General features: G+C 70.4%; 22 protein-coding genes. 17 read left to right on the top strand and 5 right to left on the bottom strand.

All coding sequences use genetic code 11. The features are described from left to right. Positions 1-35: 35 nt before the first annotated feature. From JYK18_RS06500 to JYK18_RS06490, 3 genes are read left to right on the top strand one after another with little or no spacing between them, the layout of a single operon-like run. Positions 36-755, top strand: a complete 720-nt coding sequence (locus JYK18_RS06500; protein WP_206804052.1) for a response regulator transcription factor — start codon at positions 36-38, stop codon at positions 753-755. Beyond that, positions 752-2,092, top strand: a complete 1,341-nt coding sequence (locus tag JYK18_RS06495; protein WP_206801240.1) for a cell wall metabolism sensor histidine kinase WalK — start codon at positions 752-754, stop codon at positions 2,090-2,092. Before JYK18_RS06500 ends, JYK18_RS06495 begins: the two co-directional genes overlap by 4 nt. Further along, positions 2,089-2,469, top strand: a complete 381-nt coding sequence (locus JYK18_RS06490) for a (deoxy)nucleoside triphosphate pyrophosphohydrolase (RefSeq protein WP_206801239.1) — start codon at positions 2,089-2,091, stop codon at positions 2,467-2,469. Before JYK18_RS06495 ends, JYK18_RS06490 begins: the two co-directional genes overlap by 4 nt. 75 nt (positions 2,470-2,544) lie before the next feature. Here JYK18_RS06490 and trpS read toward each other — a convergent pair whose 3' ends face one another. Then, a complete protein-coding gene (trpS, locus tag JYK18_RS06485; RefSeq protein WP_206801238.1) occupies positions 2,545-3,510 on the bottom strand; it encodes a tryptophan--tRNA ligase in 966 nt (321 codons plus the stop codon). 220 nt (positions 3,511-3,730) lie between these two features. On the opposite strand from trpS, the gene JYK18_RS06480 reads away from it, so the two are divergent. Beyond that, complete coding sequence (locus JYK18_RS06480; protein WP_206801237.1) at positions 3,731-4,030, top strand: YciI family protein; 300 nt, start codon at positions 3,731-3,733, stop codon at positions 4,028-4,030. An 18-nt stretch (positions 4,031-4,048) separates the two neighbouring features. Here the strand turns inward: JYK18_RS06480 and JYK18_RS06475 are convergent, their stop codons facing one another. After that, on the bottom strand, positions 4,049-4,204 hold the full coding sequence (locus tag JYK18_RS06475; RefSeq protein ID WP_206801236.1) for a hypothetical protein: 156 nt from the start codon (positions 4,202-4,204) through the stop codon (positions 4,049-4,051). Between the two features lie 204 nt (positions 4,205-4,408). Here JYK18_RS06475 and typA point away from each other — a divergent pair, with 204 nt between their 5' ends. The 6 genes from typA (at position 4,409) to JYK18_RS06445 (ending at position 14,433) form a co-directional block, all read left to right on the top strand. Beyond that, complete coding sequence (typA, locus tag JYK18_RS06470; protein WP_374194991.1) at positions 4,409-6,334, top strand: translational GTPase TypA; 1,926 nt, start codon at positions 4,409-4,411, stop codon at positions 6,332-6,334. An 89-nt stretch (positions 6,335-6,423) separates the two neighbouring features. Further along, positions 6,424-8,229 (top strand): ABC transporter family substrate-binding protein, encoded by a 1,806-nt coding sequence (locus JYK18_RS06465; protein WP_206801235.1) that lies wholly within the window; start codon positions 6,424-6,426, stop codon positions 8,227-8,229. 156 nt (positions 8,230-8,385) lie between these two features. Continuing rightward, positions 8,386-10,188 carry an ABC transporter family substrate-binding protein gene (locus JYK18_RS06460; protein WP_206801234.1) on the top strand — a complete coding sequence of 601 codons (1,803 nt, stop codon included), beginning with the start codon at positions 8,386-8,388 and terminating at the stop codon, positions 10,186-10,188. Positions 10,189-10,507: 319 nt separating this feature from the next. After that, entirely contained in the window at positions 10,508-12,310 is a 1,803-nt protein-coding gene (locus JYK18_RS06455; RefSeq protein ID WP_206801233.1) for an ABC transporter family substrate-binding protein, read from the top strand. A gap of 175 nt (positions 12,311-12,485) precedes the next feature. After that, on the top strand, positions 12,486-13,502 hold the full coding sequence (locus JYK18_RS06450; protein ID WP_206801232.1) for an ABC transporter permease: 1,017 nt from the start codon (positions 12,486-12,488) through the stop codon (positions 13,500-13,502). 1 nt (position 13,503) lies between these two features. Then, positions 13,504-14,433, top strand: a complete 930-nt coding sequence (locus JYK18_RS06445; protein ID WP_206804050.1) for an ABC transporter permease — start codon at positions 13,504-13,506, stop codon at positions 14,431-14,433. A gap of 64 nt (positions 14,434-14,497) precedes the next feature. Here JYK18_RS06445 and JYK18_RS06440 read toward each other — a convergent pair whose 3' ends face one another. Next, positions 14,498-16,243, bottom strand: a complete 1,746-nt coding sequence (locus tag JYK18_RS06440; RefSeq protein WP_206801231.1) for an ABC transporter ATP-binding protein — start codon at positions 16,241-16,243, stop codon at positions 14,498-14,500. A gap of 160 nt (positions 16,244-16,403) precedes the next feature. Between JYK18_RS06440 and mshB the strand changes: the two genes are divergently transcribed. The 3 genes from mshB to JYK18_RS06425 are packed head-to-tail and all read left to right on the top strand — an operon-like array spanning position 16,404 to position 18,434. Next, entirely contained in the window at positions 16,404-17,237 is an 834-nt protein-coding gene (gene mshB, locus JYK18_RS06435; protein WP_307795798.1) for an N-acetyl-1-D-myo-inositol-2-amino-2-deoxy-alpha-D-glucopyranoside deacetylase, read from the top strand. Then, positions 17,237-17,623 carry a hypothetical protein gene (locus tag JYK18_RS06430; protein ID WP_206801230.1) on the top strand — a complete coding sequence of 129 codons (387 nt, stop codon included), beginning with the start codon at positions 17,237-17,239 and terminating at the stop codon, positions 17,621-17,623. Before mshB ends, JYK18_RS06430 begins: the two co-directional genes overlap by 1 nt. Next, a complete protein-coding gene (locus JYK18_RS06425; RefSeq protein WP_206801229.1) occupies positions 17,616-18,434 on the top strand; it encodes a hypothetical protein in 819 nt (272 codons plus the stop codon). Before JYK18_RS06430 ends, JYK18_RS06425 begins: the two co-directional genes overlap by 8 nt. On the opposite strand, the gene JYK18_RS06420 is transcribed toward JYK18_RS06425, so the two are convergent. Continuing rightward, entirely contained in the window at positions 18,428-19,222 is a 795-nt protein-coding gene (locus JYK18_RS06420; RefSeq protein ID WP_206801228.1) for a site-2 protease family protein, read from the bottom strand. The two genes, JYK18_RS06425 and JYK18_RS06420, sit on opposite strands and share 7 nt — an antisense overlap. 246 nt (positions 19,223-19,468) lie before the next feature. Between JYK18_RS06420 and JYK18_RS06415 the strand changes: the two genes are divergently transcribed. Both JYK18_RS06415 and JYK18_RS06410 read left to right on the top strand, forming a co-directional pair. Then, positions 19,469-19,753: a WhiB family transcriptional regulator gene (locus JYK18_RS06415; RefSeq protein WP_374195045.1), complete on the top strand. Its 285-nt coding sequence runs from the start codon at positions 19,469-19,471 to the stop codon at positions 19,751-19,753. A 159-nt stretch (positions 19,754-19,912) separates the two neighbouring features. Further along, entirely contained in the window at positions 19,913-23,233 is a 3,321-nt protein-coding gene (locus JYK18_RS06410; RefSeq protein WP_307795797.1) for a glycosyltransferase family 2 protein, read from the top strand. Between the two features lie 10 nt (positions 23,234-23,243). Here JYK18_RS06410 and JYK18_RS06405 read toward each other — a convergent pair whose 3' ends face one another. Next, the gene (locus JYK18_RS06405; protein ID WP_206801226.1) at positions 23,244-23,705 is read right to left on the bottom strand and encodes a metallopeptidase family protein; all 462 of its coding nucleotides are present in this window, start codon (positions 23,703-23,705) and stop codon (positions 23,244-23,246) included. 103 nt (positions 23,706-23,808) lie between these two features. Here JYK18_RS06405 and JYK18_RS06400 point away from each other — a divergent pair, with 103 nt between their 5' ends. Continuing rightward, positions 23,809-24,168 (top strand): DUF3499 domain-containing protein, encoded by a 360-nt coding sequence (locus JYK18_RS06400; RefSeq protein WP_206801225.1) that lies wholly within the window; start codon positions 23,809-23,811, stop codon positions 24,166-24,168. Positions 24,169-24,275: 107 nt separating this feature from the next. Next, a complete protein-coding gene (locus JYK18_RS06395; RefSeq protein WP_206801224.1) occupies positions 24,276-25,634 on the top strand; it encodes a phosphomannomutase/phosphoglucomutase in 1,359 nt (452 codons plus the stop codon). Positions 25,635-25,654: the final 20 nt, after the last annotated feature.

The raw sequence follows: 25,654 nt of genomic DNA, 5'->3' as shown, positions 1-25,654 counted from the left end.
CTGAGAGGTTCGGCGCGCAAGCCGACATTCAGGGCATTCTGAGAACCGTGAAACCACGGGTGCTGGTCGTCGACGACGAACCGGGTGTGCGGAAGGCGCTGCAGCGCGGGCTCCGGGCCGAGGGCATGGAAGTGATCGCCGCCGCGGACGGGCCGAGCGCGCTCAAACTCGCCGAGACCGGGGCCTTCGACGTGGTGCTGCTCGACATCATGCTGCCCGGGTTGTCCGGGTACCGCGTGCTGCAGGCGCTGCGGGCCCAGGGCGTGCAGACGCCGGTGCTGCTGGTCTCGGCCAAGGACGGCGAGGTGGACCAGGCCGACGGGCTGGATCTGGGCGCCGACGGGTACCTGGTCAAGCCGTTCTCGTTCGTGGTGCTGGTGGCGCAGGTGCGCGCGGTGCTGCGGCGGACCGCCCCGGACGGCGCGCGCGGGCCGCTGCGCATCGGGTCGCTGCAGGTGGACCGGGCCTCGCGCGAGGTCAGGTGGGGCGACGAGCAGGTGGCGCTGAGCCCGCGGGAGTTCGCGCTGCTGGAGGTGCTGGTCGGCCGGGCGGGCACGGTGGTGACCAAGGACGAGCTGTTGCGCGCGGTGTGGGGCGACGAGCAGGCGGCCACCCGTAATGTCGTCGAGGTGTACGTCGGATACGTGCGGCGGAAGCTGGACGCGGTCGGGGCGGGCTCGGTGGTGCGCACCGTGCGCGGGCACGGCTACCTGGCTTCGGACCCGCAACTGGACGAAGTCCTGACCCCGGGGTGAACTGGTGGAGTCGCCGCGGCCTGCGGTTCCGGATCACGCTCATCTCGGCCGCGGTCACCTTCTCCTGCCTGGCCGGACTGGCGCTGATCGCCGGTCGCGGACTGGGCCCGCTGCTCATCCGATCGGTGGATTTCGAGCTGAACCAGGCGCTGGCCCCGGCCACCGCCGAGGTTGCCGCCGGGCGCCCGGCCACGCCGCTGTCCGGGGTGACCGTGCGCGTGCTCGACATCGCGGGCGCGCCGCGTGACGGCCTGCCGCCCGCGCCCGGCCTCGGGCCGAAGGAGATCCGCGCGCTGAAGTCCGGTGTCGCCGTGCGCACCGACGACGACGGCGACCACGGGCCGCGCTGGCGGTGGCTCGGTTCGGTGGTGACCGAGCCGGACGGTTCGCAACGGCTCGTGGTGGTCGGCACCGGGCTCGTCGGCTTCCACGAGGCGGTCTCCGACGGGGCGTTCTGGCTGGTCTGGGTGGCCCTGCTGAGCGCGCTCGTGGCGGCCATGGCGACCTGGCTCGGCGTGCGGTCCGCGCTGGGGCCGGTGACCAGGATGCGCCGGTCGGTGCGCGCGCTGCCGGCCGGAGCACGGCTGCCGCTGCCCACCGCGCAGGACGACCTGCGCGCGCTGGCCGCCGACTTCAACGAGCTGCTCGCGCGGCAGGAGGAGGCCGCCCAGCGGCTGCGCCGGTTCACCGGGGACGCCGCGCACGAACTGCGGTCGCCGGTGGCCTCGATCCGGGTGCAGGCCGAGGTCGCGGTCGCCAACCCGGATCCGGAACTCGCGCAGGAGACGCTGGCCGACGTGCTCGCCGAGGCCGAACGGCTCTCGGCGCTGCTGGACGGGCTGCTGGCGCTGGCGCGGTCGGACGCGGGGGAGCTGCCGCCCGCGGAGCCGGTCGAACTGGTCACCGAGGCGCGGGCCGCGGTCGCGCGCATGCCGGCGGACGCGCCGGAGACCCGGATCACCGGCGCGGTCGGCGAGGCGTGGGCGCACGCGTCGCACGCCGAGGTGGAGCTGGTGCTGAACAACCTGCTGCGCAACGCCGCGAGGTACGCGCGCGGGCAGATCGTGGTGTCGGTGCTGGCGGCGCGGTCGAGCGTCCGGCTGGTGGTCGACGACGACGGGCCCGGGATCGCGGCGGAGCACCGGGATCGGGTGTTCGACCGGTTCTACCGGGTGTCGGACGACCGGGCGCGCTCGTCCGGCGGCACCGGGCTCGGCCTGGCGATGGTGGCCGAGGCGGTGCGGCGCCGGGGTGGTTCGGTGCAGGTGGGGGAGTCGCCGGAGGGCGGGGCGCGGTTCGAGGTGCGGTGGCGGTCGGCTAGCGTGCCGCGCTTGTGAAGGTCGTGGTGGGTGCCGCCGTGGTGCGGGACGGGAAGTTGCTGGTGCAGCAGCGGGCCTGGCCGGCGGACGCGGCCGGGAAGTGGGAGCTGCCCGGCGGCCGGGTCGAGCCGGACGAGTCCGAAGTGGACGCGCTGCGGCGGGAGTGCGTGGAGGAACTGGACGCGGCGATCAGCGTGGGGGAGCGGGTCGGCGCCGACGTGCCGTTGCCGGGCGGTGCCGTGCTGCGGATCTACGCGGCGCTGCTGGAGCCGGGGGTCGAGCCGCGGGCGGTGGAACACCGGAACCTGCGGTGGCTGGGGCCGGACGAGCTGAAGTCATTGGACTGGCTACCGGCGGACCGCCTCCTCATCCCGGACCTGGCCGCCCTGCTGTGAATGTGGCTTTCACAGCGAAATCCGCAGTGAAAGCCACATTCACAGCGCGGCCTCCGTCAGCCGGCGCGGCCTCCGTCAGCCGGCGCCGATGAGGCGCAGGGCGGACTGGAGGCGGTGCTCGCCCCTGGCGGCGGCCCGGGTGGCGCCCGCCTTCCGGATGCGGTCCAGTTCCGCCGGGTCCTCGAGCAGGGCGACGGCGGCCGTCCGGATGGGCGCGAGCGTCTCCACCACCGCCTCGGTCACCGCCTCCTTCAGTGCCCCGTACGAGCTGAACGAGGCGGCCAGCTCGGCCGGGTCCCCGCCGAGGCAGCCCGCCAGGATGTCCAGCAGGTTCGCCAGGCCGGGCCGTCCGGCCGGGTCGTAGGCCACCTCGGAACCACCGTCGGTCACCGCGCGCTTGATCTTGCGCCGCAGCGCGTCGGGCTCGTCGAGCACGAAGAGCACCCCGGCCGAGTCCCGCGTCGACTTCGACATCTTCCTGGTCGGCTCGCTCAGGTCCCGCACCCGCGCGGCGGCGGGCGGCAGCACCGCCTCCGGCACGGTGAACACCTCGCCGTAGGTGGCGTTGAACCGCCGCGCGAGCACCCGCGCCAGTTCCACGTGCTGCCGCTGGTCCTCGCCGACCGGCACCTGGGCGGCGCCCTGCAGCAGGATGTCCGCGGCCATCAGCGCCGGATAGGTGAGCAGGCTCAGCCGGACCCCGGCCTGGCCCTTGCTCTTCTCCTTGAACTGGATCATCCGCGCGGCCTCGCCGTAGCTGCAGGTGCACTCCAGCACCCAGGTCAGCGCGCCCAGCTCACGGGCCAGATCGGACTGCACGAACACGGTCCGCTCGCCGACCCCGGCGGCGATCAGCACGGCGAGCTGCTCTCTGGCCAGCGCCCGCAGCACGCCGGGGTTGTGCGCACCGGTCATGCCGTGCAGGTCGGAGATGAAGTACAGGTCGTCCGGCTCGCCCTCGGCCGCCCACCGGCGGATGGCGCCGAGGTGGTTGCCGAGGTGGACGTGGCCGGACGGGGTGATGGCGGAAAGCCGGATCAACGGAGGGGTCCCTTCGGTCAGGACCACCCGGATCGGACACCGAACACGACAACGGCCACCCGATCGGGCGGCCGGTTTGTCACGCGAAAGTCTCAGGCCGCCGTCGGCGGCCACCACATCTGAGACGAAAAGCGCATAGCGACCATGCTAAGGGATCAGACCCGCATCGACCAGGTGGTGAACCTGGTTCACCGCGCCGGAGCGGAGTTACCTTGAACGGATGTATGTCGTCCTGGTGAACTACACCGCACCGCTGGAAGAAATCGACTACGCGCTGGCCGACCACGCCGAATGGCTGACCCGGCACTACGAGAGCCAGCATTTCCTCGCCTCGGGCAGGCGGAATCCCCGCGTCGGCGGCGTGATCATCACGCGCCCCATGCCCCGCGGCAAACTCGACGCGATCCTGGCCACCGATCCCTTCGCGCTGCAGCACCTGGCCACCTACGAGGTGATCGAATTCTCCGCCACCAGGACCGCCCACGAGCTGCACCTCGTGAACGAGGCCATCGCGCACTGAAAACACCGACCGGCGGAATCAGGCGGCGACTTTCGTCTTCGCCTTCTTCAGCGCGAGCACCGGGCATTTCTTGCACCGGGATTTGGACCGGCAGCACTTCTTCTTGACCTTGCCCGCCTTCATCCACTTGCGCACGAGCGCTCGTGGATCGTCACCGTGCTTCTTCTTGCCCACGCACACTCCTACCCGCCTGGTTCCAGCTCCTCAGGTTAGGTGAGGCTAACCGATCTTGGGGCGTGGCCCTGGTCACAGGGACACGGCAGGTATCCTGTTCGTGATCGCGTATGACCAGCGCCGCTCTCGCGCGTGCCTTGGATCGATTCCAACACGGGTATCCGCGGTCGGCCACCCCAATTCCGAAGTATCAGGAGCTCGAGCGTGCCCGCAGCCAGTGTCATCGCCGCCGGAGCCGACCGCGAGACGTCCGGCCGGACCCGGCCCGACCTGCGCAACGTCGCCATCGTCGCACACGTGGACCACGGCAAGACCACCCTGGTCGACGCCATGCTCCGCCAGTCCGGCGCGTTCGCCGAACGGGCCGAGATGGTCGACCGGGTGATGGACTCCGGCGAGCTCGAACGCGAGAAGGGCATCACCATTCTCGCCAAGAACACCTCGATCCGGCGCCAGACCGCGGACGGGCCGGTGACCATCAACGTCATCGACACCCCCGGCCACGCCGACTTCGGTGGTGAGGTCGAGCGCGGCCTGGCCATGGTCGACGGCGTGGTGCTGCTGGTCGACGCCAGCGAGGGCCCGCTCCCGCAGACGCGGTTCGTGCTGCGCAAGACGCTCGAAGCCGGCCTGCCGGTGATCCTGGTGGTCAACAAGGTGGACCGCCCGGACGCGCGCATCGCCGAGGTGGTCGAGGAGACCCACGACCTGCTGCTCGACCTGGCCGGTGACATCGAGGACGCCGACCTCGACGCGGTCCTCGACCTCCCGGTCGTCTACGCCTCGGCCCGGGCGGGCAAGGCCAGCCTGGAGCAGCCCGCCGACGGCGGCCTGCCCGAGAGCGAGAACCTGGACCCGCTGTTCGAGACCCTGCTGCACCACGTGCCCGCCCCGGTCGCCGACCCGGACGGCCCGCTGCGCGCGCTGGTCACCAACCTCGACGCGTCGAACTTCCTCGGCCGCATCGCGCTGATCCGCATCCACTCGGGCAAGCTGCGCAAGGGCCAGACCGTGGCCTGGCTGCGCGAGGACGGCTCGGTGCAGTCCGTGCGCATCTCCGAGCTGCTGGTCACCGAGGCCCTCACCCGCGTCCCGGCCACCGAGGCCAGCGCCGGCGAGCTGGTCGCCATCGCGGGCATCCCGGACATCACCATCGGCGACACCCTCGCCGACGTGGACGACCCGGAGGCGCTGCCCCGGATCACCGTCGACGAGCCGGCCATCTCGATGACCATCGGCGTGAACACCTCGCCGCTGGCCGGGCGCAACGGCGGCGACAAGGTCACCGCGCGGCTGGTCAAGGCCCGCCTCGACGCCGAGCTGATCGGTAACGTCAGCATCCGCGTGCTGCCCACCGAGCGCCCGGACACCTGGGAGGTCCAGGGCCGCGGTGAGCTGGCGCTGGCCATCCTGGTCGAGCAGATGCGCCGCGAGGGCTTCGAGCTGACCGTCGGCAAGCCGCAGGTGGTCACCCGGACCATCGACGGCAAGCTGCACGAGCCGTTCGAGCGCCTGTCGATCGACGCGCCGGAGGAGTACCTCGGCTCGATCACCCAGCTGCTGGCCGCGCGCAAGGGCAAGATGGAGCACATGGGCGGGCACGGCACCGGCCGGATCAAGCTCGACTACGTGCTGCCCGCCCGCGGCCTGATCGGCTTCCGCACCGACTTCCTCACCGAGACCCGCGGCACCGGCATCGCCAACCACGTGTTCGAGGGCTACCAGCCGTGGGCGGGCGAGATCCGCACCCGGCACAGCGGCTCGCTGGTCGCCGACCGGTCCGGCCCGATCACCGCCTACGCGATGATCCAGCTGGCCGACCGCGGCACCTTCTTCGTGGAGCCGGGTGCCGAGGTCTACGAGGGCATGGTGGTCGGGGAGAACCCGCGTGCGGAGGACCTCGACATCAACATCACCAAGGAGAAGAAGCTCACCAACATGCGCTCCTCCACCGGTGACGAGCTGGAGCGCCTGGCCCGCCCGCGCAAGCTGGGGCTGGAGGAGGCGCTGGAGTTCTGCGCCGCCGACGAGTGCGTGGAGGTCGCGCCCGAGGTGGTCCGGATCCGCAAGGTGATCCTGGACGTGAACACCAGGGCCAAGGAGCGCAACCGGGTCAAGAACCGCGGCTGAGCCCGGACCTGGAACCGGCACCGGGGTTGGAGCGTCCCCTTACCGGGGGACGTAAACCCGGTGTCGTGCCAGTCGCTGCCCATGGCAGCATGGCGGTCCAGCTACCGAGAGGCGAGCAGTTGCGGGTGAGGGGCGAAACCGGCGGGCGCCGGCCGAGGCTGGGCGCCGTCGGGCTGCTCGCCGCCGCACTGCTCGCCGGGTGCACCAACACCCCGCCACCGCCGGTGGTGAGCACACCGGTCGCCGAGGAGTCCACGCCACCGGGGAAAACGCCGTCGCAGATCGTCATCGGCGTCGACGACATCGTGGGCGGGTACAACCCGCACAACCTCGCCGACTCCTCGACGGTCACCTCCGCGCTGTCCGAGCTCCTGCTGCCCTCGGTGTTCCGGCCCGACGCGGGGGGCATCCCGCAGCTGGACGAGAACCTGATGGAGTCCGCCGAGGTCATCTCCGGCTCGGCGCAGGTCAGCTCCGAAATGCCGTTCGTGGTGGCCTACGACATCCGGCCGGACGCGTCCTGGTCCGACGGCGCGCCGATCGCCGCCGAGGACTTCGCCTACCTGGCCAACGCGATGAAGGAGGAGCCGGGGGTGGTCGACCCGGCGGGCTACCGGCTGATCTCCGACATCCAGTCGCGCGAGGGCGGCAAGCGCGTCGAGGTCACCTTCGCCAAGCCCTACCCCGGCTGGAAGACCTTGTTCAGCGGACTGCTGCCGCAGCACCTGTTCAAGGACGCGCCCGGCGGCTGGCGGGCCGCGCTCGAAGGCGGCTTCCCCGCGTACGGCGGTCCGTTCTCGATCAAGACGCTCGACCGCGACCGCGGTGAGATCATCCTGGAGCGCAACGAGCGCTGGTGGGAGAAACCGGCCGCGGTCGACCGGTTGGTGCTGCGACGGGCCGATCAGGCGGGCACCGCGGCCGCCCTGCGCAGCGGGACCGTGCAGTTCTCGTTGTCCCGCACCGACTCCACCGGTCTCAAGCTGCTTGGTGAACTCGGCGAATCCGTGCAGTTGCACACCGTGGCCAAACCGCGGCTGGCCAGCGTGCTGCTGCGGCCGAGCGGACCCGAGCTCACCGACGACCGCGTGCGCGGCGCGATCGCCGCGCTGCTCGACCGGAACCAGCTGATCGACGAGGGCACCAAGGGCGGTTCGTCCGCCGCGCTGCGCGCCGATTCGCTGCTGACCCCGCCCTCGGTGGCCGGGTACCGGCCGACCATCCCGGGCAGCGGCCCGCCCGCCACCGCCGACCCGGCGAAGGCGGGCGAACTGCTCGCCAACGCCGGTTACACCCGGGATGCGGGAACCTGGCGGGATTCCAACGGCAGGCAACTGTCCCTTGTGGTCGCTTCGCCGGGCCAGCAGGAGCCGTACGCCACCATTGCCAAGGAACTGACCTCGCAACTGGTCGCGGCCGGCGTGGACGTGCGCCTGATCAACCCGCAGCCGCGCGAACTGTTCTCGAACCTGCTCGCGCAACCGGCCGGTGACGGCACCGCGCTCCCGCCGGTCGACGGCGGCGTCGGGGTGGACCTGGCGGTGGTGCCGCAGGCGGTGGGCACCGATCCGGCGCTCACCCTGGCGTCCGAGTTCGGCTGCCGCCCCACCCAGCCCGGCACCACACCGACCACTCCGGAATCCTCGCCGAACCCGGCCGCGTTCTGCGATCAGGGACTGCAGAGCGGAATCGAGTCGGCACTCACCGGAACCAGCGCGCCGGGCGAGCTGATCGAGAGCACGGAGTCCCAGCTGTGGCAGCGAAACGTGGTGATCCCGCTGTTCCAGCTGTCGGACACGCTCGCCGTCGGCAAGGGCGTTTCCGGGGTCACCCCGGGCCCGCCGATGACCGGGCCGTTCGGCAACGCGGTGAACTGGACGCGCGGGACCAACTGACCGCGCGTGTTGCGCGTGAATTGCGTGGTTGTTCCGCTCGTCACCCTTTGGTCACGATCGCCGGTCAACTGATGACCAGGGCCACAGAGCCTTTCTAGCGTGCACCAACGGCCGGCGGCCATCGCCACGGCCAGGTGCTAGGAGGGCACAACCGACATGAGGAGAACCAGAGCGGTCCAGGCGATCTCGTTGTTCGCCGGCGCGGCGCTCGTGCTGAGCGCCTGCGGTGGCGGGGGTGACGAGGGCGGTGACCCGAACACCGGCTCGGCCGAGGACATCAAGGGCATGGCCATCGGCAAGGCGCAGACCGGCGACAACTTCAAGCTGGGTGACGCGCCGGCCAGCGATGCCGTAACGGTGGCCATCGACCAGGGGTACTCGGCGTACAACAACGACACCCCGGACGCCAACAGCTCGTACAACACCTTCGTGCTGACCTCGGTGCTGGCCGGGGCGAACGTGCTGGACGGCAACAACAAGGTGCTGCTCAACACCGACGTGCTGGAGTCGTGGACGGTCAAGTCCAAGGACCCGCAGATCGTCGAGTGGAAGATCAAGCCGGGCGTGAAGTGGTCCGACGGCGAGGCCTGGGACTGCGACGACTTCTGGCTCGCCTGGCTCTCGCACAGCGACCAGGTCAAGGACGGCGACTCGCCGGTCTTCCAGTCGGCTTCGATCGCGGGTTACGACAAGGTCAGCGCCCCGGTCTGCAAGGACGACCTGACCTTCGAGGCCCAGTTCGCCAGCCCGTTCCTCGACTACAAGGGCATGTTCAACTCGACCGCGGTGCTGCCCGCGCACGTGGTCGAGAAGGGCACCGGCATCGCCGACATCAAGACGCTCAACCTCCAGAGCAGCATCGAGGACCTCAAAAAGGTCGGCGAGTTCTGGAACACCAAGTTCAAGAACTTCGACAAGGCGCTCATGCCCGGCTCCGGGCCGTACATGATCACCGCCTTCGACCAGAACGCGCAGTCGGTCACCCTGGAGAAGAACCCGCACTGGATCGGCGCCAAGGGCGGCCCGGCGAAGGTGCTCGTCCGCGGCATCCCGGACACCAAGGCGATGGCCACCGCGCTGCAGAACGGCGAGATCGACGTCGCCTCCTCGGTGCAGCCGGACGTCACCGCGGCCAACACGCTCAAGAGCCTGGCCGCGCAGGGCGTCAAGTACGGCTCGGCGCCGCGCCTGTCGTTCGAGCACCTCGACCTGAACTTCGCCAAGCCGATCTTCCAGGAGGAGGCCACGCGCAAGGCGTTCTTCGAGGTGGTCAACCGCCAGGAGATCGTGGACAAGCTGCTCAAGGAGGTCCAGGCAGACATCCAGCCGCTGAACAGCCTGGTGTTCTACCCCGGTGAGCAGGGCTACGCCGACGTCTACAGCGACAAGGCCGGCAAGGGCGCCGAGGCCGCGGCCAAGACGCTGACCGACGCGGGCTGGGTGAAGGGCGCCGACGGCATCTTCGCCAAGAACGGCCAGCGCTTCTCCGTGGTGATCACGCACAACACCAACGACCGCCGCAAGCAGACGGTCGAGATCATCATCGCCCAGGCCAAGGCCGCGGGCATCGAGATCACCGACCAGACCGACCCCAACTTCCTCAAGGGGAACCTGGACAAGGGCCAGTACGACATCGCCCTGTTCGGCTGGTCGGCGGCCCCGTTCAAGGCCGAGCAGCCGCCCATCTACGTGCCCAAGGACCAGGGCGGCAACCAGAACTACCAGAGCCTGAACGACCCGCGGATCAAGACCGCGTACGACAAGGCGATCGCGGCCACCGACGAGAACGTCGCGCGGGAGGGCTTCGCCGAGGCGGACCGGTACATCGCGGAAAATTATGCGTCGCTCCCGCTGTTCCAAACTCCCTCGATGTGGGGCTTCCGCGGTATCGACAGGGTGTTCAACCAGTCCTACAACGGCGCCCTGTGGAACGTCGGGGAGTGGGCCGTCACCAAGTAGGTATACGCACGACTGAGTGATCATTGATCACCGCGCGGGGCCGGGCGAACACCCGGCCCCGTGTTGCGTCCGGGTGAGGTCCGTTGCGCGGTCGGTACCGGGTGGTAACCGTTGTATTTCCGGACGTTGGTGGGAAGTCACCCTTTGGTCACGATCGCGCGGTAACTGGTGACCGCGCGTGCCCGCGCTTTCTAGCGTGCACCCGCAGTGCGCCAATTGAGTGTTGCTTGGCGTGTCATAAGCTCCGGCTCAACTATCCGGGGCGGGTGGGTCCCCAGGTCCGATGCCCCGGGACCCAGTGCTAGGAGGGCACACGTAAATGAGGAGAAGCAAAGCAGTCTCCGCCCTGTCGCTGGTCGCCGGCTCCGCGCTGCTGTTGAGCGCGTGCAGCGGCGGCGGCAACGAGGGTGGCGACCCGAACACCGGCTCGAGCGCCGATATCAAAAGTATGGCGACGGGCAAGGCCCAGAGCGGCGAGAACTTCAAGCTGGGCGCCGCGGCGAACAGCGACCAGGTGATCGTCGGCATCGACCAGGGCTTCTCGGCGTACAACAACGACACGCCGGACTCGAACAGCTCGTACAACACCTACGTGCTGACCACGGTGCTCTCCGGTGCCGACGTGCTCGACGGCAACAACAAGGTGCTGCTCAACAACGACGTGCTCGAGTCGTGGACGGTCACCTCGAAGGAGCCGCAGGTCGTCGAGTGGAAGATCAAGCCCGGCGTCAAGTGGTCCGACGGCGACGCCTGGGACTGCGATGACTTCTACCTCGCCTGGCTCTCGCACAGCGGCAAGGTCAAGGACGGCGAGACGCCGGTCTTCAACTCCGCGTCCTCGGCCGGCTACAGCCTGGTCAACGAGGCCACCTGCAAGGACGACCTGACCTTCGAGGCCAAGTTCGAGAAGCCCTACCTCGACTACAAGGGCATGTTCAACTCCACCGCGGTGATGCCCGCGCACATCGTGGAGAAGCAGACCGGCATCGCCGACATCACCAAGCTGACCCTCAGCAGCCCGCTCGAGGAGCTGAAGAAGGCCGGCGACTACTGGACCAACAAGTTCAAGGACTTCGACCCGGCCACCATGCCGGGCTCCGGGCCCTACAAGATCACCGCCTTCGACGCCAACCAGGAGTCGGTGACCCTGGAGAAGAACCCGCTCTGGATCGGCGAGAAGGGCGGCCCGGCGAAGATCGTCGTCCGCGCCATGAAGGACACCAAGGCGATGGCCACCGCGCTGCAGAACGGTGAGATCGACGTCGCGGCGTCGACCCAGCCGGACGCCACCGCGGCGGGCACCATGAAGGGCCTCGCCTCGCAGGGCGTGACCTACGGTTCGGCCTCGCAGCTGACCTTCGAGCACCTCGACCTGAACTTCGCCAAGCCGATCTTCCAGAAGCAGGAGACCCGCAAGGCGTTCTTCGAGGTGGTCAACCGCCAGGAGATCGTGGACAAGCTCCTCAAGGAGGTCCAGGCCGACGCGCAGCCGCTGAACAGCATCGTCTTCTACCCGGGCGAGCAGGGCTACGTCGACCTCTACAGCGACAAGGCGGGCAAGGGCGCCGAGGTGGCGGCCAAGACGCTGACCGACGCGGGCTGGGTGAAGGGTGCCGACGGCATCTTCGCGAAGGACGGCCAGCGCTTCTCGGTCACCATCACGCACAACCAGAACGACCGCCGCAAGCAGACCGTCGAGATCATCATCGCCCAGGCCAAGGCCGCGGGCATCGAGATCACCGACCAGACCGACCCGAACTTCCTCAAGGGGAACCTGGACAAGGGTGAGTACGACATCGCCCTGTTCGGCTGGTCGTCGGCGCCGTTCAAGGCCGAGCAGCCGTCCATCTACATCCCGAAGGACCAGGGTGGGGCGCAGAACTACCAGAGCCTGAACGACCCGAACATCAAGACGGCCTTCGACAAGGCGGTCTCGGCGACGGACGAGGCGCAGGGTACGCAGGCCTACCAGGAAGCCGACAAGGCGATCGCGGACAACTATGCGACGCTGCCGCTGTTCCAGACCCCGTCCATGTGGGGCTTCCGGGGCATCGACAAGGTGTACATGCAGTCGTACAACGGTGCGCTGTGGAACGCCGGCGAGTGGGAGAAGACCAGCTAGTCCTGGTCTTTCCCGCTTCCTACCGATCGACCCGGCGGGGATCGGGGCACGGCCACAAGCCGGCCCCGATCCCCTTCGGAAGTAGCTGTTGACGCCCGGGACCGGGGCACTACGGTGTACCTGAATTCCGGGCTCGGTTGCGTTCCAAGGCCGGGCCCCGACGAGGAGCAATTAGTTGAACCTGGTTGTCTACGTACTACGTCGCATCGCGATCTCCATTCCCATTCTGCTGATCGCGACATTCCTCTGTTTCCTGATGGTCGCCGGCGCGGGCGACCCGCTCGGGGAACTGCGCGGGAACCCGAACGTCAGCCGCGAGGCGGTCGACGAGCTGGCCCGCCAACTCGGCCTCGACCAGGGCCTGGTGCCCCGGTACTTCGACTGGCTCGGCAGCTTCCTGACCGGTGACTGGGGTGTGTCTATCGCCCAGGGCCAGGGCCTGCAACCGGTTTTCCCGAAGGTGATGAGCGCCTTCGAGGTGACCGCCCGGCTGGTCATCGGTACCGAGCTCCTCGCGGTGGTCCTCGGCGTGACCGTCGGCGTGATCGCCGCGGTCAAGCAGTACTCCATCGTCGACTACCTGGCGACCACGGTGGCGTTCCTGCTGTTCTCGATGCCGATCTTCTGCGTCGCCATCGTGCTCAAGCAGTACGCGATCGAGATCAACGTGCTGGTCCGCGACCTCGGGTGGGACGAATGGCTGGGCAATCCCTGGCTGCGCACCACCAGTCCGGAGAACCTGCAGGCGGACGGTCTGTTCGACTTCGCCACCAAGTACGTCGGCGCGTTCCTGCTGCCGACCCTGTCGATCATGGCGATCAGCTTCGCGGCCTACAGCCGCTTCCAGCGCGCTTCGATGCTGGAGACGCTGAACGCGGACTACGTGCGGACCGCGCGGGCGAAGGGCCTGTCCTCGTCCCGGGTGATCTTCCGGCACGCCTTCCGCAACGCCCTGATCCCGGTGACCACGCTGTTCTCGGTCAACTTCGCCGGTGTGCTCACCGGGGCGATCATCACCGAGCGGGTGTTCAACTGGAACGGCATGGGGTCGGTGCTGGTCGAAGCCGTCGACCGGAACGACCCGAACGTGCTGATGGGCTGGCTCGTACTGGTCGCCACGATGGTGGTGGTCGCCAATCTGATCGCCGACCTGATGTACGGCATCCTGGACCCGAGGATTCGCGTTGGCTGACATGAACTCGCTCCTGACCGGAGCACAGACGGACGCCCCGACCATGGCGGACGGGGCCCTGCCGCCGTCGGGCGCGCCGGAGCCGACCAGCCAGGGCAAGCTCGTCCTGCGGAAGTTCCTGCGCCACAAGGCCGCGATGGTCTCCAGCGCGGTGCTGCTGTTGCTGGTGCTGATCACGGTGATCATGCCGATCTTCTGGCCGTACGGCTACGAGGAGACGGTCGGCGGCTTCCTGCCGCCGAGCGGGGAGCACCCGCTCGGCACCACGCAGGTCGGCAAGGACATGGTCTCGCAGGTGCTGCGGGGTACCCAGTACTCGCTGCTGATCGCGCTCACCGTGTCGGTGGTCTCGACCACGCTCGGGGTGCTGATCGGGGCCAGCGCGGGGTACCTGCGCGGGTTCACCGACTCGGCGGCCTCGCGGCTGACCGACCTGTTCCTGATCGTGCCGCAGATCGCGGCGGCGGCCATCCTGGTGAAGGTGGCCGGCGGCGGGTCCTGGTACGTGGTGGCGATGGTGCTGGCGGCGTTCGGCTGGATGCCGATCGCCAGGATCGTCCGGGCCGAGGCGATGTCGCTGTCGCAGCGGGAGTTCGTCGAGGCCTCGCGGGCGGCCGGTGCCGGTACCGGGCGGATCATCTTCAAGCACCTGGTGCCGAACATGGTCGGCAGCATCACGGTGAACGCGACCCTGGCGGTCGCGCAGGCCGTGCTGGCCGAGGCGGCGCTGTCGTTCATCGGCCTCGGGGTGCAGTTGCCGGACACCTCGCTCGGCCGCGTCATCCTGGAGAACTACGCGCAGCTGCAGGGCAGGCCGTGGTTGTTCTTCGGGCCGTTCGTGGTGCTGGTGCTGATCTCGCTCACCATCAACTTCATCGGTGACGGCCTGCGGGACGCGTTCGACCCGCGTCAGCGTCGCCAGAAGGCGTAGTACGGGCACAGCGAAAGGCCCCCGCGTCCACTCGGGACGCGGGGGCCTTTTCGCGTGCTCTGGGTCAGTCCGCGACCGGGGCGAGCTTGCCCGCTTCCCACGCCTTGCGCCGCTCGGCCTGCAGGACCGGGTCGGCCACCGGGGCCGCCGAGAGCAGGCGGCGGGTGTAGTCCTCCTGCGGGGTGTGCAGCACCTGGTCGCGGGTGCCGACCTCGATCAGCTTGCCGTGCTGCATCACCGCCACCCGGTCCGCCAGCAGGTCGACCACGGCCAGGTCGTGGCTGATGAACAGGCAGGCGAACTGGAGGCTCTGCTGCAGGTCGAGGAACAGGTCGAGCACCCGCGCCTGCACCGACACGTCCAGCGCCGAGGTGGGCTCGTCGGCGATCAGCAGCTGCGGGTCCAGCGCGAGCGCCCGCGCGATCGAGACGCGCTGGCGCTGGCCGCCGGAGAGCTCGTGCGGGTACCGGTTGCGGTAGTGCCCGCCCAGCTCCACGTTGTCCAGCAGGGTGCTCACCCGGTCGTTGAGCGCCTTGCCCTCGACCACCTTGTGCAGCACCAGCGGCTCGGCGATGGACTCGCCGATGGTCATCTTCGGGTCCAAAGTAGACGCCGGGTCCTGGAACACGATGGAGAAGTAGCGGCGCAGCGGGCGCAGTTCCTTGGTGCTGAGCTTGGTGATGTCGCGCCCGGCGATGAACACCTGGCCCTCGGTCGGGTCGAGCAGGCGGATCGCGCAGCGGCCGACGGTCGACTTGCCCGAACCGGACTCACCGACCAGGCCGAGGATCTCGCCCTTGCTGATGTGCAGCGAGACGTCGTCGACCGCGCGGTTCTTCTGCTGGCCGCGCCGGCCGGGGTACTCCAGCACCAGGTTCTTGATCTCCAGCGCGTACGCGGTTTCCTCGATCTGGGCTTCCAGCTCCTTGTCGGTCAGCCGGATCTCCTCGGTGGCGACCTCGATCGACTCGGTCTCCAGCAGGCGCCTGCCCTCGGGGCGCTGGCCCAGCACCGGCACCGCGGCCAGCAGCTTGCGGGTGTACTCCTCCTTCGGCGAGGCGAACAGCTCGCGCACCGGCGCGGTTTCGACGATCTCGCCCTGGTACATCACCACCACGCGGTCGGCCAGGTCGGCCACCACGCCCATGTCGTGCGTGATCAGCACGATCGCGGTGTTCAGCGTGTCCCGCAGCTTGCGCAGCAGGCCGAGGATCTCCGCCTGCACGGTCACGTCGAGCGCGGTGGTCGGCTCGTCGGCGATGATCACCTTCGGGTCGCAGGCGATCGCCATGGCGATCACCACGCGCTGGCGCAGCCCGCCGGAGAGCTGGTGCGGGTACTGCTTGAACCGGACCGGCGGGTTCGGGATGCCGACCATGTCCAGCAGCTCGATGGCGCGGGCGTCGGCGGCGGCCTTCGACAGGTCCTGGTGGGTGCGCAGCGCCTCGCGGATCTGCCAGCCGATCGTGTAGACCGGGTTCAGCGCGCTCATCGGCTCCTGGAAGATCATCGCGATCTCGTTGCCGCGGACCTTGCGCAGTTCGGCGTCCTTCAGCACGCCGAGGTCGGTCTGCTCGAGGCGGCGCTCGCCGGCGATCTTGGTGGTCTTCGGCAGCAGGCCGAGTACCGACATCGAGGTCACGGACTTGCCGGAGCCGGACTCGCCGACCACGGCGACGATCTCGCCGGGCGCCACGTCGAACCCGATCCCCTTGACGGCCTGGACGATGCCGTCGTCGGTGGAGAACGTGATGTGCAGGTCCGAGATGGACAGCACGGAACCCGATGTCGTTGTTGCTTCAGTGCTCACCAAGATGCCCTTCGTGGGGGTACACGTAGCGAGCCCTTCAGCCACAGCGCTTTTGTTCGCCGCATTCGAGGTACCGCTCGCCCGTCACGTACAACTCTGCCGGGCAGGATATCCGAGGTCGGCCCGCGTGGAATACCAACGCACGAATTAATCTGAAGCCGTGATCTCGCCAGAACCCCGCAGGTTGCTGCTGGTCCATGCCCACCCCGACGACGAGACGCTGACCACCGGCGGCACCATCGCCCGGTACGCGGCCGAAGGTGCCGAAGTGACCGTCGTCACGTGCACCCTGGGGGAGGAGGGCGAGATCATCCCGCCCGAACTCGCCCAGCTCGGTTCCTGGGCCGGGGACCAGCTCGGCGGCTACCGCAGCGGCGAGCTGGCGGCCGCCTGCGAGGCGCTGGGCGTCACCCGGCACGAGTACCTCGGCGGGGTGGGCCGCTGGCGCGACTCGGGCATGGCGGGCACCCCGTCGGCCGAGCACCCGCGGGCCTTCGTGCGCGGGTCGATCGAGGAGCAGGCCGGGCAGCTGCGCACCCTGCTCGGCGAACTGCGGCCGCAGGTGGTGGTCAGCTACGACGACTTCGGCGGGTACGGCCACCCCGACCACATCCGCGCGCACGAGGTGACCATGGCCGCGGTGGCCGGTGCCGAGTCCGTGCGGCGCGTGTTCCACACGGTGTCCTCGGCGGGGGACACCTCCCGCGGGCTCGCGCTGCTCCGTGACCGCGCGGACCTGCCGTTCGCGGTGCCCGCCGACAGCGAGCTGCCGTCCACCCCGGACGAGGTGATCACCACCAGGGTGGACGTCTCCGGGCACCTGGCCGCGAAGGTGGCCGCCCTGCGGGCGCACGCCACGCAGGTGCACGTCGGCGACGGGCTGTTCGCCCTGTCCAACAACCTCGCCCAGCCGCTGGCCACCACCGAGTGCTTCGTGCTGGTCGCCGGGGACGGCACCGGCGCGGCCACCGATCTGTTCGGGGGCTGGGACTGATGCGCGCGCTGCTGGCCGTCGTGCTGGTCGTGGACGCGGTCCTGCTGGCCGTGCTGGAGCTGTTCTTCCTGCCGCTGCGCGCCGACGGCACGCTGCTGCCCGCGCTCGGCGCGTTCCCGGTACCGCTCTCGCTGCTGGTGGCCGCGATCACCACGCCGATGCTGGTGCTGGCCGGGCGGGCGCTGGTCGGCCCGCCGTTCGCCGGTGTGGTGCTGGCGGTGTGGGCGTTCACCGCGATCGCCTTCGCCATGTTCGGTCCCGGCGGCGATCGGGTATTCGTGGAGGACTGGCGAGGATTGCTGTTGCTGGCCGTCGGCGCGCTCCCCGGCGCGTTCGCCGTCGGTGGCGCGGTGCGAGCGGGACAGGAGGCGAAGCTCCGTGGGTGAGGCGATTTCGGACGCGCAGGTGGTCAAGGTGCTGCGGCCGTTCGTCCGCGGCTGCGGTCCGATGCTGGACGCGCTGCGCGAGTCCGATCCGCTCGGCCTGCTGGCTCGCGCGCGCAGGCGGGACGAGGACTCGGAACTGGACGAGGTCGATCCGGGCCTGCGCGACAAACTGCTCAACGGACTGACTTCGGTGAAGGTTCCCGGTACCGAAGCCTGGGCCGCGATGGACGCCGACGAGCGGACCCGGTGGTGGGTCAACCGGGTCGGCCGGTTCACCGCGCTGCTCACCTCGATCCCCGGCCTCGGCGGCGCGCTGGCCGACCGGCTCCCGGTGCAGGACACGCTCGGTGCGGCCGCGCAGGGATTGTTGCTGTGCGCGATCAGCGGGGAACACGGCATCACCGAAATCGGTGACCGCGTCCGCCTGATCGCGTGGGTGCTGTTCGAGCGGGACATCGATCCGGTGCTGGCCGCTGGCAAGAACGCGGAGCACGACGCTTCGGCGGAGGACTCGCGGACCGACGAACTGACCGAAGAACTCACCGGCGCCGAACGCGAGCACGGCCGCCTCACGGTGAAGGCGGCCGCGCGCACGCTGTGGCGGCTGGGGCGCTCCCTTCTGTCCATCGTGGACGAACTGGAGAAGCGCCCGCGCGGGCGGCTGGTGCACCGCGCGCTCGGTTTGCTGCCGGTGGTCGGCATGGCCGGGGACTACCTCGGCGAACGGTCCGGGCTCAAGAAGGTGGCCAAGCGGGCCCACGCCTGGATCGATCGGGAAAGCGTGCCCCAGGGGCCGGGCGGGACTCAGTAGCTCCAGAAGCGGAAGGCGTACTGGCCCACCGTCGAAGCCACGGAGTTGCCGCCGACGGAGTCGAAGACCAGGTCGGTCAGGCTCCACAGCGCGTTGCCGACCGCGGGCACGGCGAGGATGAGCGCGAACAGCACCAGCGGTGCCCAAGGCCGTGCCTTCGCACCGAATTCACGTGCCTGAGGCGAGAGGTACGGCTCGATCGCGCCGTAGCCGTCCAGCCCCGGCACCGGCAGGATGTTGATCACGAAGGCCAGGATCTGCAGCGAGGCCAGGTAGGACAGCCCGATGGTGAGCCCGGTGGGCATCGGGATCAGCGCCACCGAGACGGTCAGCAGGATGCCGAGCGCGAGGTTGCTCAGCGGCCCGGCGAGCGAGACCCACGAGGACACCGAACGGGACCGCAGCGCCCAGCGGTTGATCCACACCGCACCACCGGGCAGCGGGATGCCGCCGATGGCCAGGATCAGCAGCGGGATCAGGATGGAGAAGACCGGATCGGTGTACCGGCGGATGTCCATCGTCAGGTAGCCCTTGGCGGCCACCTCGTGGTCGCCGCCGCGGTAGGCCACCAGCGCGTGGCCGAACTCGTGGAGCACCAACGAAACCGCCCAGCCGCCGAGGATCAGCAGCACGGCGCCGGCGGTGCCGAGCCAGTCGCGCTCACCGAGGAACACGCGGCCGTCCTCGAACGGGAACGGGCTCTGCAGGGCCATGATGACCCCGCCCGCGACGGTGACCGCCAGCAGGGCGTAGAACAAGGGGCTTGGGCGGGTGGCAGATCGGTGCACTGGTCCAGTCTTCCCCATCGACGTTGGGTGGCGCACGGCGTGTCCGCTTGCGCGAAAGGTCTCGGGTATCCCCCGAACACGCTACTCAGCTTGACCTGACCCGATTACACGGGTGTAATCACAACGATGTCATTCGTTGGAGCTAGGGGATCAACGGGTGATTGCGGTACCGCCAGCCTGGGAGTGCGTGGAAGCGAGGAGGCGGACATGCGGACAGCGATCGACGGAAGGGAAGGGGGCTCGGTCATGGATTGGGGCGAACGCCCGGAGCAGGAACTGGGGGTTCTCACTGATCTTTTCGACCCGGCCGAGGAACAGCAGTGGCAGGAGCGCGCGCTCTGCGCGCAGACCGACCCGGAGGCGTTCTTCCCGGAAAAGGGGGGCTCCACCAGGGAAGCCAAGCGGATCTGCCAGGGCTGCGAGGTGAAGGACGAATGCCTCGAGTACGCGCTGGCGCACGACGAACGCTTCGGCATCTGGGGCGGGCTGTCCGAGCGCGAGCGGCGCAAGCTGAAGAAACGCGCGGTCTAAGCAAAAGCTCCGCGAGACGGCGTGTTCGCCAGGGTGTGCGCACCCCGGCGAGCACGCCGTCTCGCCATTTGAGCGGCCGGGTTTCCAGTCAGTGAGACCCTCCTAACGCGACAGTCGCCCCGCCGGGGTGCCTGCCCGCCCGGCCCGTAGGGTGAGCGCGTGCCGAGCTTCGCCACCGTGCCCGTCCTCGCGGTTTTGGTCTGCCACAACGGGGAAGCCTGGCTGCCGCTGGCGTTGTCCGCGTTGCGCCGCAGCGGCCCGCGCCCCCGTCACGTGCTCGCCGTGGACACCGGTTCCACGGACCGGACGCCGTTGCTGCTCGCCGAAGCCGCCGATCCGGACGGGGCGGTCGGCGGGGAGGGCCCGATCCTTGACGGAGTTCTCACACTCACGGGTGAAACCGGCTTCGCCGAAGCGGTTTCCGCCGCGGTGTCCCACGCCACCGAGCGCTGGGGCGACCCGGGATCGTGGCTCTGGCTGCTGCACGACGACTGCGCGCCGGAGCCGGACTGCCTCGACCGGTTGCTGCGCGCGGCCGAGACCTCACCCTCGGCCGGGGTGCTCGGCCCGATTTCGGTCGACTGGACCGACCCGCGGCTGATCACCGAAGCCGGGCTGTCCACCGACGCCTCCGGGCACCGGCAGTCGGTGGCCGGGGACCTGGAGAACCGGCCGGAGCAGAGCACCGAGGTGCTCGCCGTGCCCAGCGCCGGAGTGCTGGTCCGGCGTGAGCTGTGGACCGAGCTCGGCGGCTTCGACACCGCGATCCCGTTGCTGCGCGAGGACATCGACTTCGGCTGGCGGGCGAACGCGGCGGGCAGCGTGGTGCTGTCGGTGCCGACCGCGCGCCTGCGGCACGTACGTGCGCTGGCCACCGGGCAGCGGACCGCGCACGCGGTGCCGCACGGGCTGGCCGCCGCCGATCGCGCGCTCGGCCTGCGCACCTTCCTGGTGAACTGCTCGGCGCTCTCGTTCTGGTGGGGACTGCCTCGGCTGCTCCTGCTGTGCGTGCTGCGCGGGCTGGGATTTGCCTTGCTGCGCCGGGGAAATCGGGCCGCCGCGGAGTTCCGGGCCATCGGCTACCTCGCCGGTGGGCGGGCAGGGCTGAGAGCGGCGCGCCGGGAGCGGGCCGGCCACCGCGGTTCCGTGCGCGGTTTGCTGGTCGGCCGGTTCGTCCGGCTGCGCAACGCGACCCGGGCGCTGGTGCTGTCGTTGATCCGGCGCCGGGTGGCGAGCGAGGCCGCACTCGGCAGGTTGCCCGAAACCACCGCCGCCGAAACCGCCTGGATCCCGCCGGAGGCGATGGGCGGTGCCACCGGTGGCCGCCGTCCGGTCGGCCCGGACGCGCTGCCCGCCGGGGTGCGGGCTTCGGGGCGGTCGCTGGTGTCCGGGTTGCGCCGGCCGGCCGGGGTGGTCGCGGTCGAACTGCCCGACGAGCCCGCCGCCGAACCGGAGCGGCCGCGGCCGTCACCCGGTCCGCGCGAGACGCCGCGCGAACTCGTTTTTGTCGAAGTCAACCGGCGGCGGATCCTCGCCGCGACGGTGTTTTCGCCGCCAGTGGTGCTTTTTGCGGTGCTCACCGCGATCGCGCTGGTGACGAACACCGGGCGGCTCGGCTTCGACCTGGCCGGTGGGCACCTGCTGCCGGTCGGCGGGCTGGGGCAGCTGTGGTCGGACTACGTGGCCTCGTGGCACGCGGTCGGGGGCGGCACGGCGGCCGCGGCCCCGCCGACGCTGGCCGTGCTCGGCCTGCTCGGCGCGGTGTTCGCCCCGGTCGGCGGACCGGCCACGCTGGTCGCGCTGGTGTTGCTGCTGGAGGCGCCGATCGCCGCGCTGCTCGCCTACGCGGTGACGCGGCGGCTGCGGGTGCGCCGCTGGGTGCGCGCGGCGGTCGCGGCCGGGTACGGGCTGCTGCCCGCGGCCACCGCCGGCGTCGCGCAGGGACGGCTCGACGTGGTCGGCGCGCACCTGCTGCTGCCGGTGGTGCTCGCCGGGATCGTCGCCGTGCTGACCGCCGAGCGCCGGAAGTGGCTGCACACCTCGGTGTTGTGCGCGCTCGGGCTCGCGGTGTTCGGGGCCTTCTCGCCACTCGGGCACGCGCTCGCGCTGGTCGGCCTGGTGGTCGCCTTCGTCGTGCTCCCGGCGCCGGGCCTGCTGCTGCGGCGGGCGGCGTCCGTGGTGATCGTGGTTTTCCTGCCGTTGTTGCTGCTGCTGCCGTGGCCCGCGGTGCTGGTGCGGTACCCGAAGTTCCTGCTGCACGGCCTGGGCGCGCCGGGTGGGGCGCAGCCCGGTGCCGGTGAATTGTTCGGGCTGGCGCCCGGCGGTCCCGGTGCCTGGCCGGTCGGCGTGGTGGTGCTGGCGGCGGCGTTGATGGCGTTGATCCTGCGGCCGACCGCGCGGGCGGTGCCGGGCCTGCTGCTGGCGCTGCTGGGGGCGGCGGGGGTGGTGCTGGTGCGCTCGGTCGAGATCGCCGACACGCCGGGCGGGGTGCTGACCCCCGGGTTCGCCGGGGTGCCGTTGCTGGTGGCCGGGGCCGGGTTGCTGTGGGCGGTGCTCGCGGCGTGCGAGCGGACGGCCACGCCGGGTGCGGCCTGGCTGCCCAAGGCGGCGGCCGTCGGCGGGGTGGTGCTGCTGGTGGTGCTGGCCACCGGGGCGCTGGTCGCCGGGCGTGCGGGCCCGCTCACCGTCGGCGGTGGCCTGCGCCTGGCCGACCCGCTGACCAACGAACTCGCGCAGACCCAGCGGTCGGTGGTGGTGCTGGCCGGTGGTGGTGAACCGGCGCGGCAGACCGCCGGACGGCTGCCCGCCTACGGGGACGACGACCTGGTGCCGACCACCGGCGCGCGCGAGCGGCTGGCCGACTGGCAGGTGAACCTGCTCAGCGGCGTGCGCGAGCCGGTGCAGGAGGCGGTGGCGGGCATGGCCGCCAGCGGGGTGCTGTTCGTGGTGCTGCCGCCGGGCGTGGACGGCGCGCCGATCCTGGCGATCGCCGAGGAGCAGGTGGCCGCGGCGCCACCGGCCGCGGACGGGCGGCAGGTGCTGCGGCTGACCACGGTCGGCGGGCCGGTGGTGCTCATCTCACCGGAGCTGGCGCAGCGGGCGGTGAACGGACGGCCGCCGGAGATCCAGTCGGCGGACGCCTCGGTGGCCGGGACCGCGGTGGTCGAGGCGGTGCCGCCGGAGGTCAGGGTGCGGGTGTCCGACGGTCCGGCCGGGCGGCTGCTGGTGCTGGCCGCCGACGAGGAGCCGGGCTGGAAGGCCACGGTCAACGGGGAGCAGGCGGCCATCGTGCGGGCGTGGGGGCACCAGGTGGCGGTCGCGGTGCCGACGCGGCAGGCGGAGGTGGTCGTCGAGTACACCGGTGGCGGGCGGAACGTGCTGCTGCTGGCGCAGGTGGCGGCCCTGCTGTTCGCGGCGCTGACCGCGGTGCCGAGCCGGCGGGGCACGCAGTCGCCGTCGGGTTCGGCGGCGCGCCGCTGACCCGGCGAGGTCACTCGCCTTCGATCACGTCCGGTTCGACGCCGAGGTAACCGGCGACCTGCTCGACCAGCACGTCGTGGACCAGCTCGGCGAGTTCGGCCGGGTCCTTCGCGCGGGCCTCCAGCGGGCGCCGGTACAGCACGATCCGCGCGCGCGTGGGCAGGCCAGCCCGGTCGACCCCGGCCGGGACCAGCCTGGACAGCGGGACCGAGCCGTCGTGCAGCACGCCCTCGGTGTTCACCGGGCGGCCGTTGCGCCGGACCTCCGGCACGTCGTCGACCGCGACGTCCAGCTTGGTCAGCTCGTGCCGCCAGCGGGCCTCGATCGGCTCCAGCGCGTCCAGGACCAGCGCGTCGAACTTCTCCGCCCGGCTCGAGGCGGCGGGCAGGGTGGACGGGTACAGGGGCCCGCGCAGGCCACGCCCGTGCCGGTCCCGGCGCAGGCGCTGCTGCTGTCGGAATCCACGAGCCATCGCCACGGAACGAAGGGTACGCGCCCCCGTGCACGAGGCGAGAATCCGCCTCACCGGTGCGCCTGCGCGAAGTGGCGCGTGTTAAGCGCTATCGTCTGACCTTGTGCCGAGCGTACGAAAGTGTTCGCGGACAGGGTGCCTGGAGCCCGCTGTCGCCACGCTGACCTACGCCTACAGCGACTCGACCGCTGTCGTGGGACCGTTGGCGACCGCCTCCGAGCCGCACTCCTACGACCTGTGCGAGGAGCACGCCCTGCGGCTGACCGCGCCGAGGGGCTGGGAGGTCGTGCGCCACGAGGGCGGCTTCGCCGCACCGCAGCCCTCGGGTGACGAGCTCACCGCACTCGCCGAAGCCGTCCGGGAGGCGGGGCGCCAGGACGGGCCCGCCACCCAGGCCGAACCGGAAGCGCCCTCCGGGCGTCGCGGCCATCTCAGGGTCCTGCCCGACCCCATCAAGCACTGATCCACTTACCGTTAATTCAGTACCTGCATCCACCGTCGCACCTCGCCGGTAGGCTTTCCGACGCGCATCGAGCGCACGAGTCGTCGTCGAAACCACCGGGAGAGGGCGTGTCAGACCTGTCGGGCATCGTGAAGGCCTACGACATCCGTGGCGTTGTCGGGGAGCAGCTGAACGCCGACCTCGTCCGGGACTTCGGGGCCGCGTTCGCCCTGCTCGTGAAGCTGGACGTGCCCACGGCCGTGGTGATCGGCCACGACATGCGCGAGTCCTCGCCGGGCCTGGCCGCGGCCTTCGCCGAGGGCGTCACCTCGCAGGGCCTCGACGTGATCAACATCGGCCTGGCCAGCACGGACCAGCTGTACTTCGCCTCCGGTTCGCTGAACCTGCCGGGCGCGATGTTCACCGCCAGCCACAACCCCGCCCAGTACAACGGGATCAAGCTGTGCCGGGCCGGCGCCGCCCCGGTCGGGCAGGACTCCGGCCTCGGTGAGATCCGCGACACGGTGAGCCAGGGCGTGCCCGAGTTCGCCGGGCAGCGCGGCACGGTGACCGAGCGGGACGTGCTCGCCGACTACGCCGCCCACCTGCGGCAGCTGGTCGACCTCTCGGCCAACCGCCGGCTCAAGGTCGTGGTGGACGCGGGCAACGGCATGGGCGGCCACACCGTGCCGACTGTGTTCGACGGACTCCCGGTCGACGTCATCCCGATGTACTTCGAGCTGGACGGCAGCTTCCCGAACCACGAGGCCAACCCGCTCGACCCGAAGAACCTGGTCGACCTCCAGGCCAAGGTCCGCGAGACCGGCGCCGACGCCGGACTGGCCTTCGACGGCGACGCCGACCGCTGCTTCGTGGTCGACGAGCGCGGTGAGCCGGTTTCCCCGAGCGCGGTGACCGCGCTGGTGGCGGTGCGCGAGCTGGTCAAGGAGCCGGGCGCCACCATCATCCACAACCTGATCACCTCGCAGGCGGTGCCGGAGATCGTCACCGAGCACGGCGGCAAGCCGGTGCGGACCAGGGTCGGGCACTCGTTCATCAAGCAGGAGATGGCCGCCACCGGCGCCATCTTCGGCGGCGAGCACTCCGCGCACTACTACTTCCGCGACTTCTGGAAGGCCGACACCGGCATGCTGGCCGCACTGCACGTGCTGGCCGCGCTCGGTGAGCAGGACGGCCCGCTGTCCGAGCTGACCGCCCAGTACTCGCGCTACGCCGCGTCCGGTGAGATCAACTCGACGGTGGACGACCAGGTCGCCCGCCAGGTCGCGGTCAAGGACGCCTACGCGGGCCGCGACGGCGCGCTGGTCGACGAACTGGACGGGCTGACCGTACGGCTCGACGACGGCAGCTGGTTCAACCTGCGTGCCTCGAACACCGAGCCGCTGCTGCGGCTGAACGTCGAGGCACCCGACGAGCAGGCCGTCCGTGCTCTGACCGATGAGGTTCTGGCGATAGTTCGTGACTGAGGCGAGGGTAATCACGGACC

Origin of the sequence: Amycolatopsis sp. 195334CR (assembly GCF_017309385.1) — a bacterium.
In the GTDB taxonomy this organism is placed as follows: Bacteria; Actinomycetota; Actinomycetes; order Mycobacteriales; family Pseudonocardiaceae; genus Amycolatopsis.
Note: the sequence above shows the minus strand (reverse complement) of the source record. Positions and strands in the feature narration are given on the sequence as shown.

Excerpts from the sequence above, each read along its gene's own strand:
- JYK18_RS06460 (WP_206801234.1), top strand. The coding sequence starts at position 8,386 with ATGAGGAGAACCAGAGCGGTCCAGGCGATCTCGTTGTTCGCCGGCGCG.
- JYK18_RS06480 (WP_206801237.1), top strand. The coding sequence starts at position 3,731 with ATGTATGTCGTCCTGGTGAACTACACCGCACCGCTGGAAGAAATCGAC.
- JYK18_RS06465 (WP_206801235.1), top strand. The coding sequence starts at position 6,424 with ATGGCGGTCCAGCTACCGAGAGGCGAGCAGTTGCGGGTGAGGGGCGAA.
- JYK18_RS06445 (WP_206804050.1), top strand. The coding sequence starts at position 13,504 with ATGAACTCGCTCCTGACCGGAGCACAGACGGACGCCCCGACCATGGCG.
- JYK18_RS06405 (WP_206801226.1), bottom strand. The coding sequence starts at position 23,705 with ATGGCTCGTGGATTCCGACAGCAGCAGCGCCTGCGCCGGGACCGGCAC.
- JYK18_RS06415 (WP_374195045.1), top strand. The coding sequence starts at position 19,469 with ATGGATTGGGGCGAACGCCCGGAGCAGGAACTGGGGGTTCTCACTGAT.
- JYK18_RS06455 (WP_206801233.1), top strand. The coding sequence starts at position 10,508 with ATGAGGAGAAGCAAAGCAGTCTCCGCCCTGTCGCTGGTCGCCGGCTCC.
- JYK18_RS06430 (WP_206801230.1), top strand. The coding sequence starts at position 17,237 with ATGCGCGCGCTGCTGGCCGTCGTGCTGGTCGTGGACGCGGTCCTGCTG.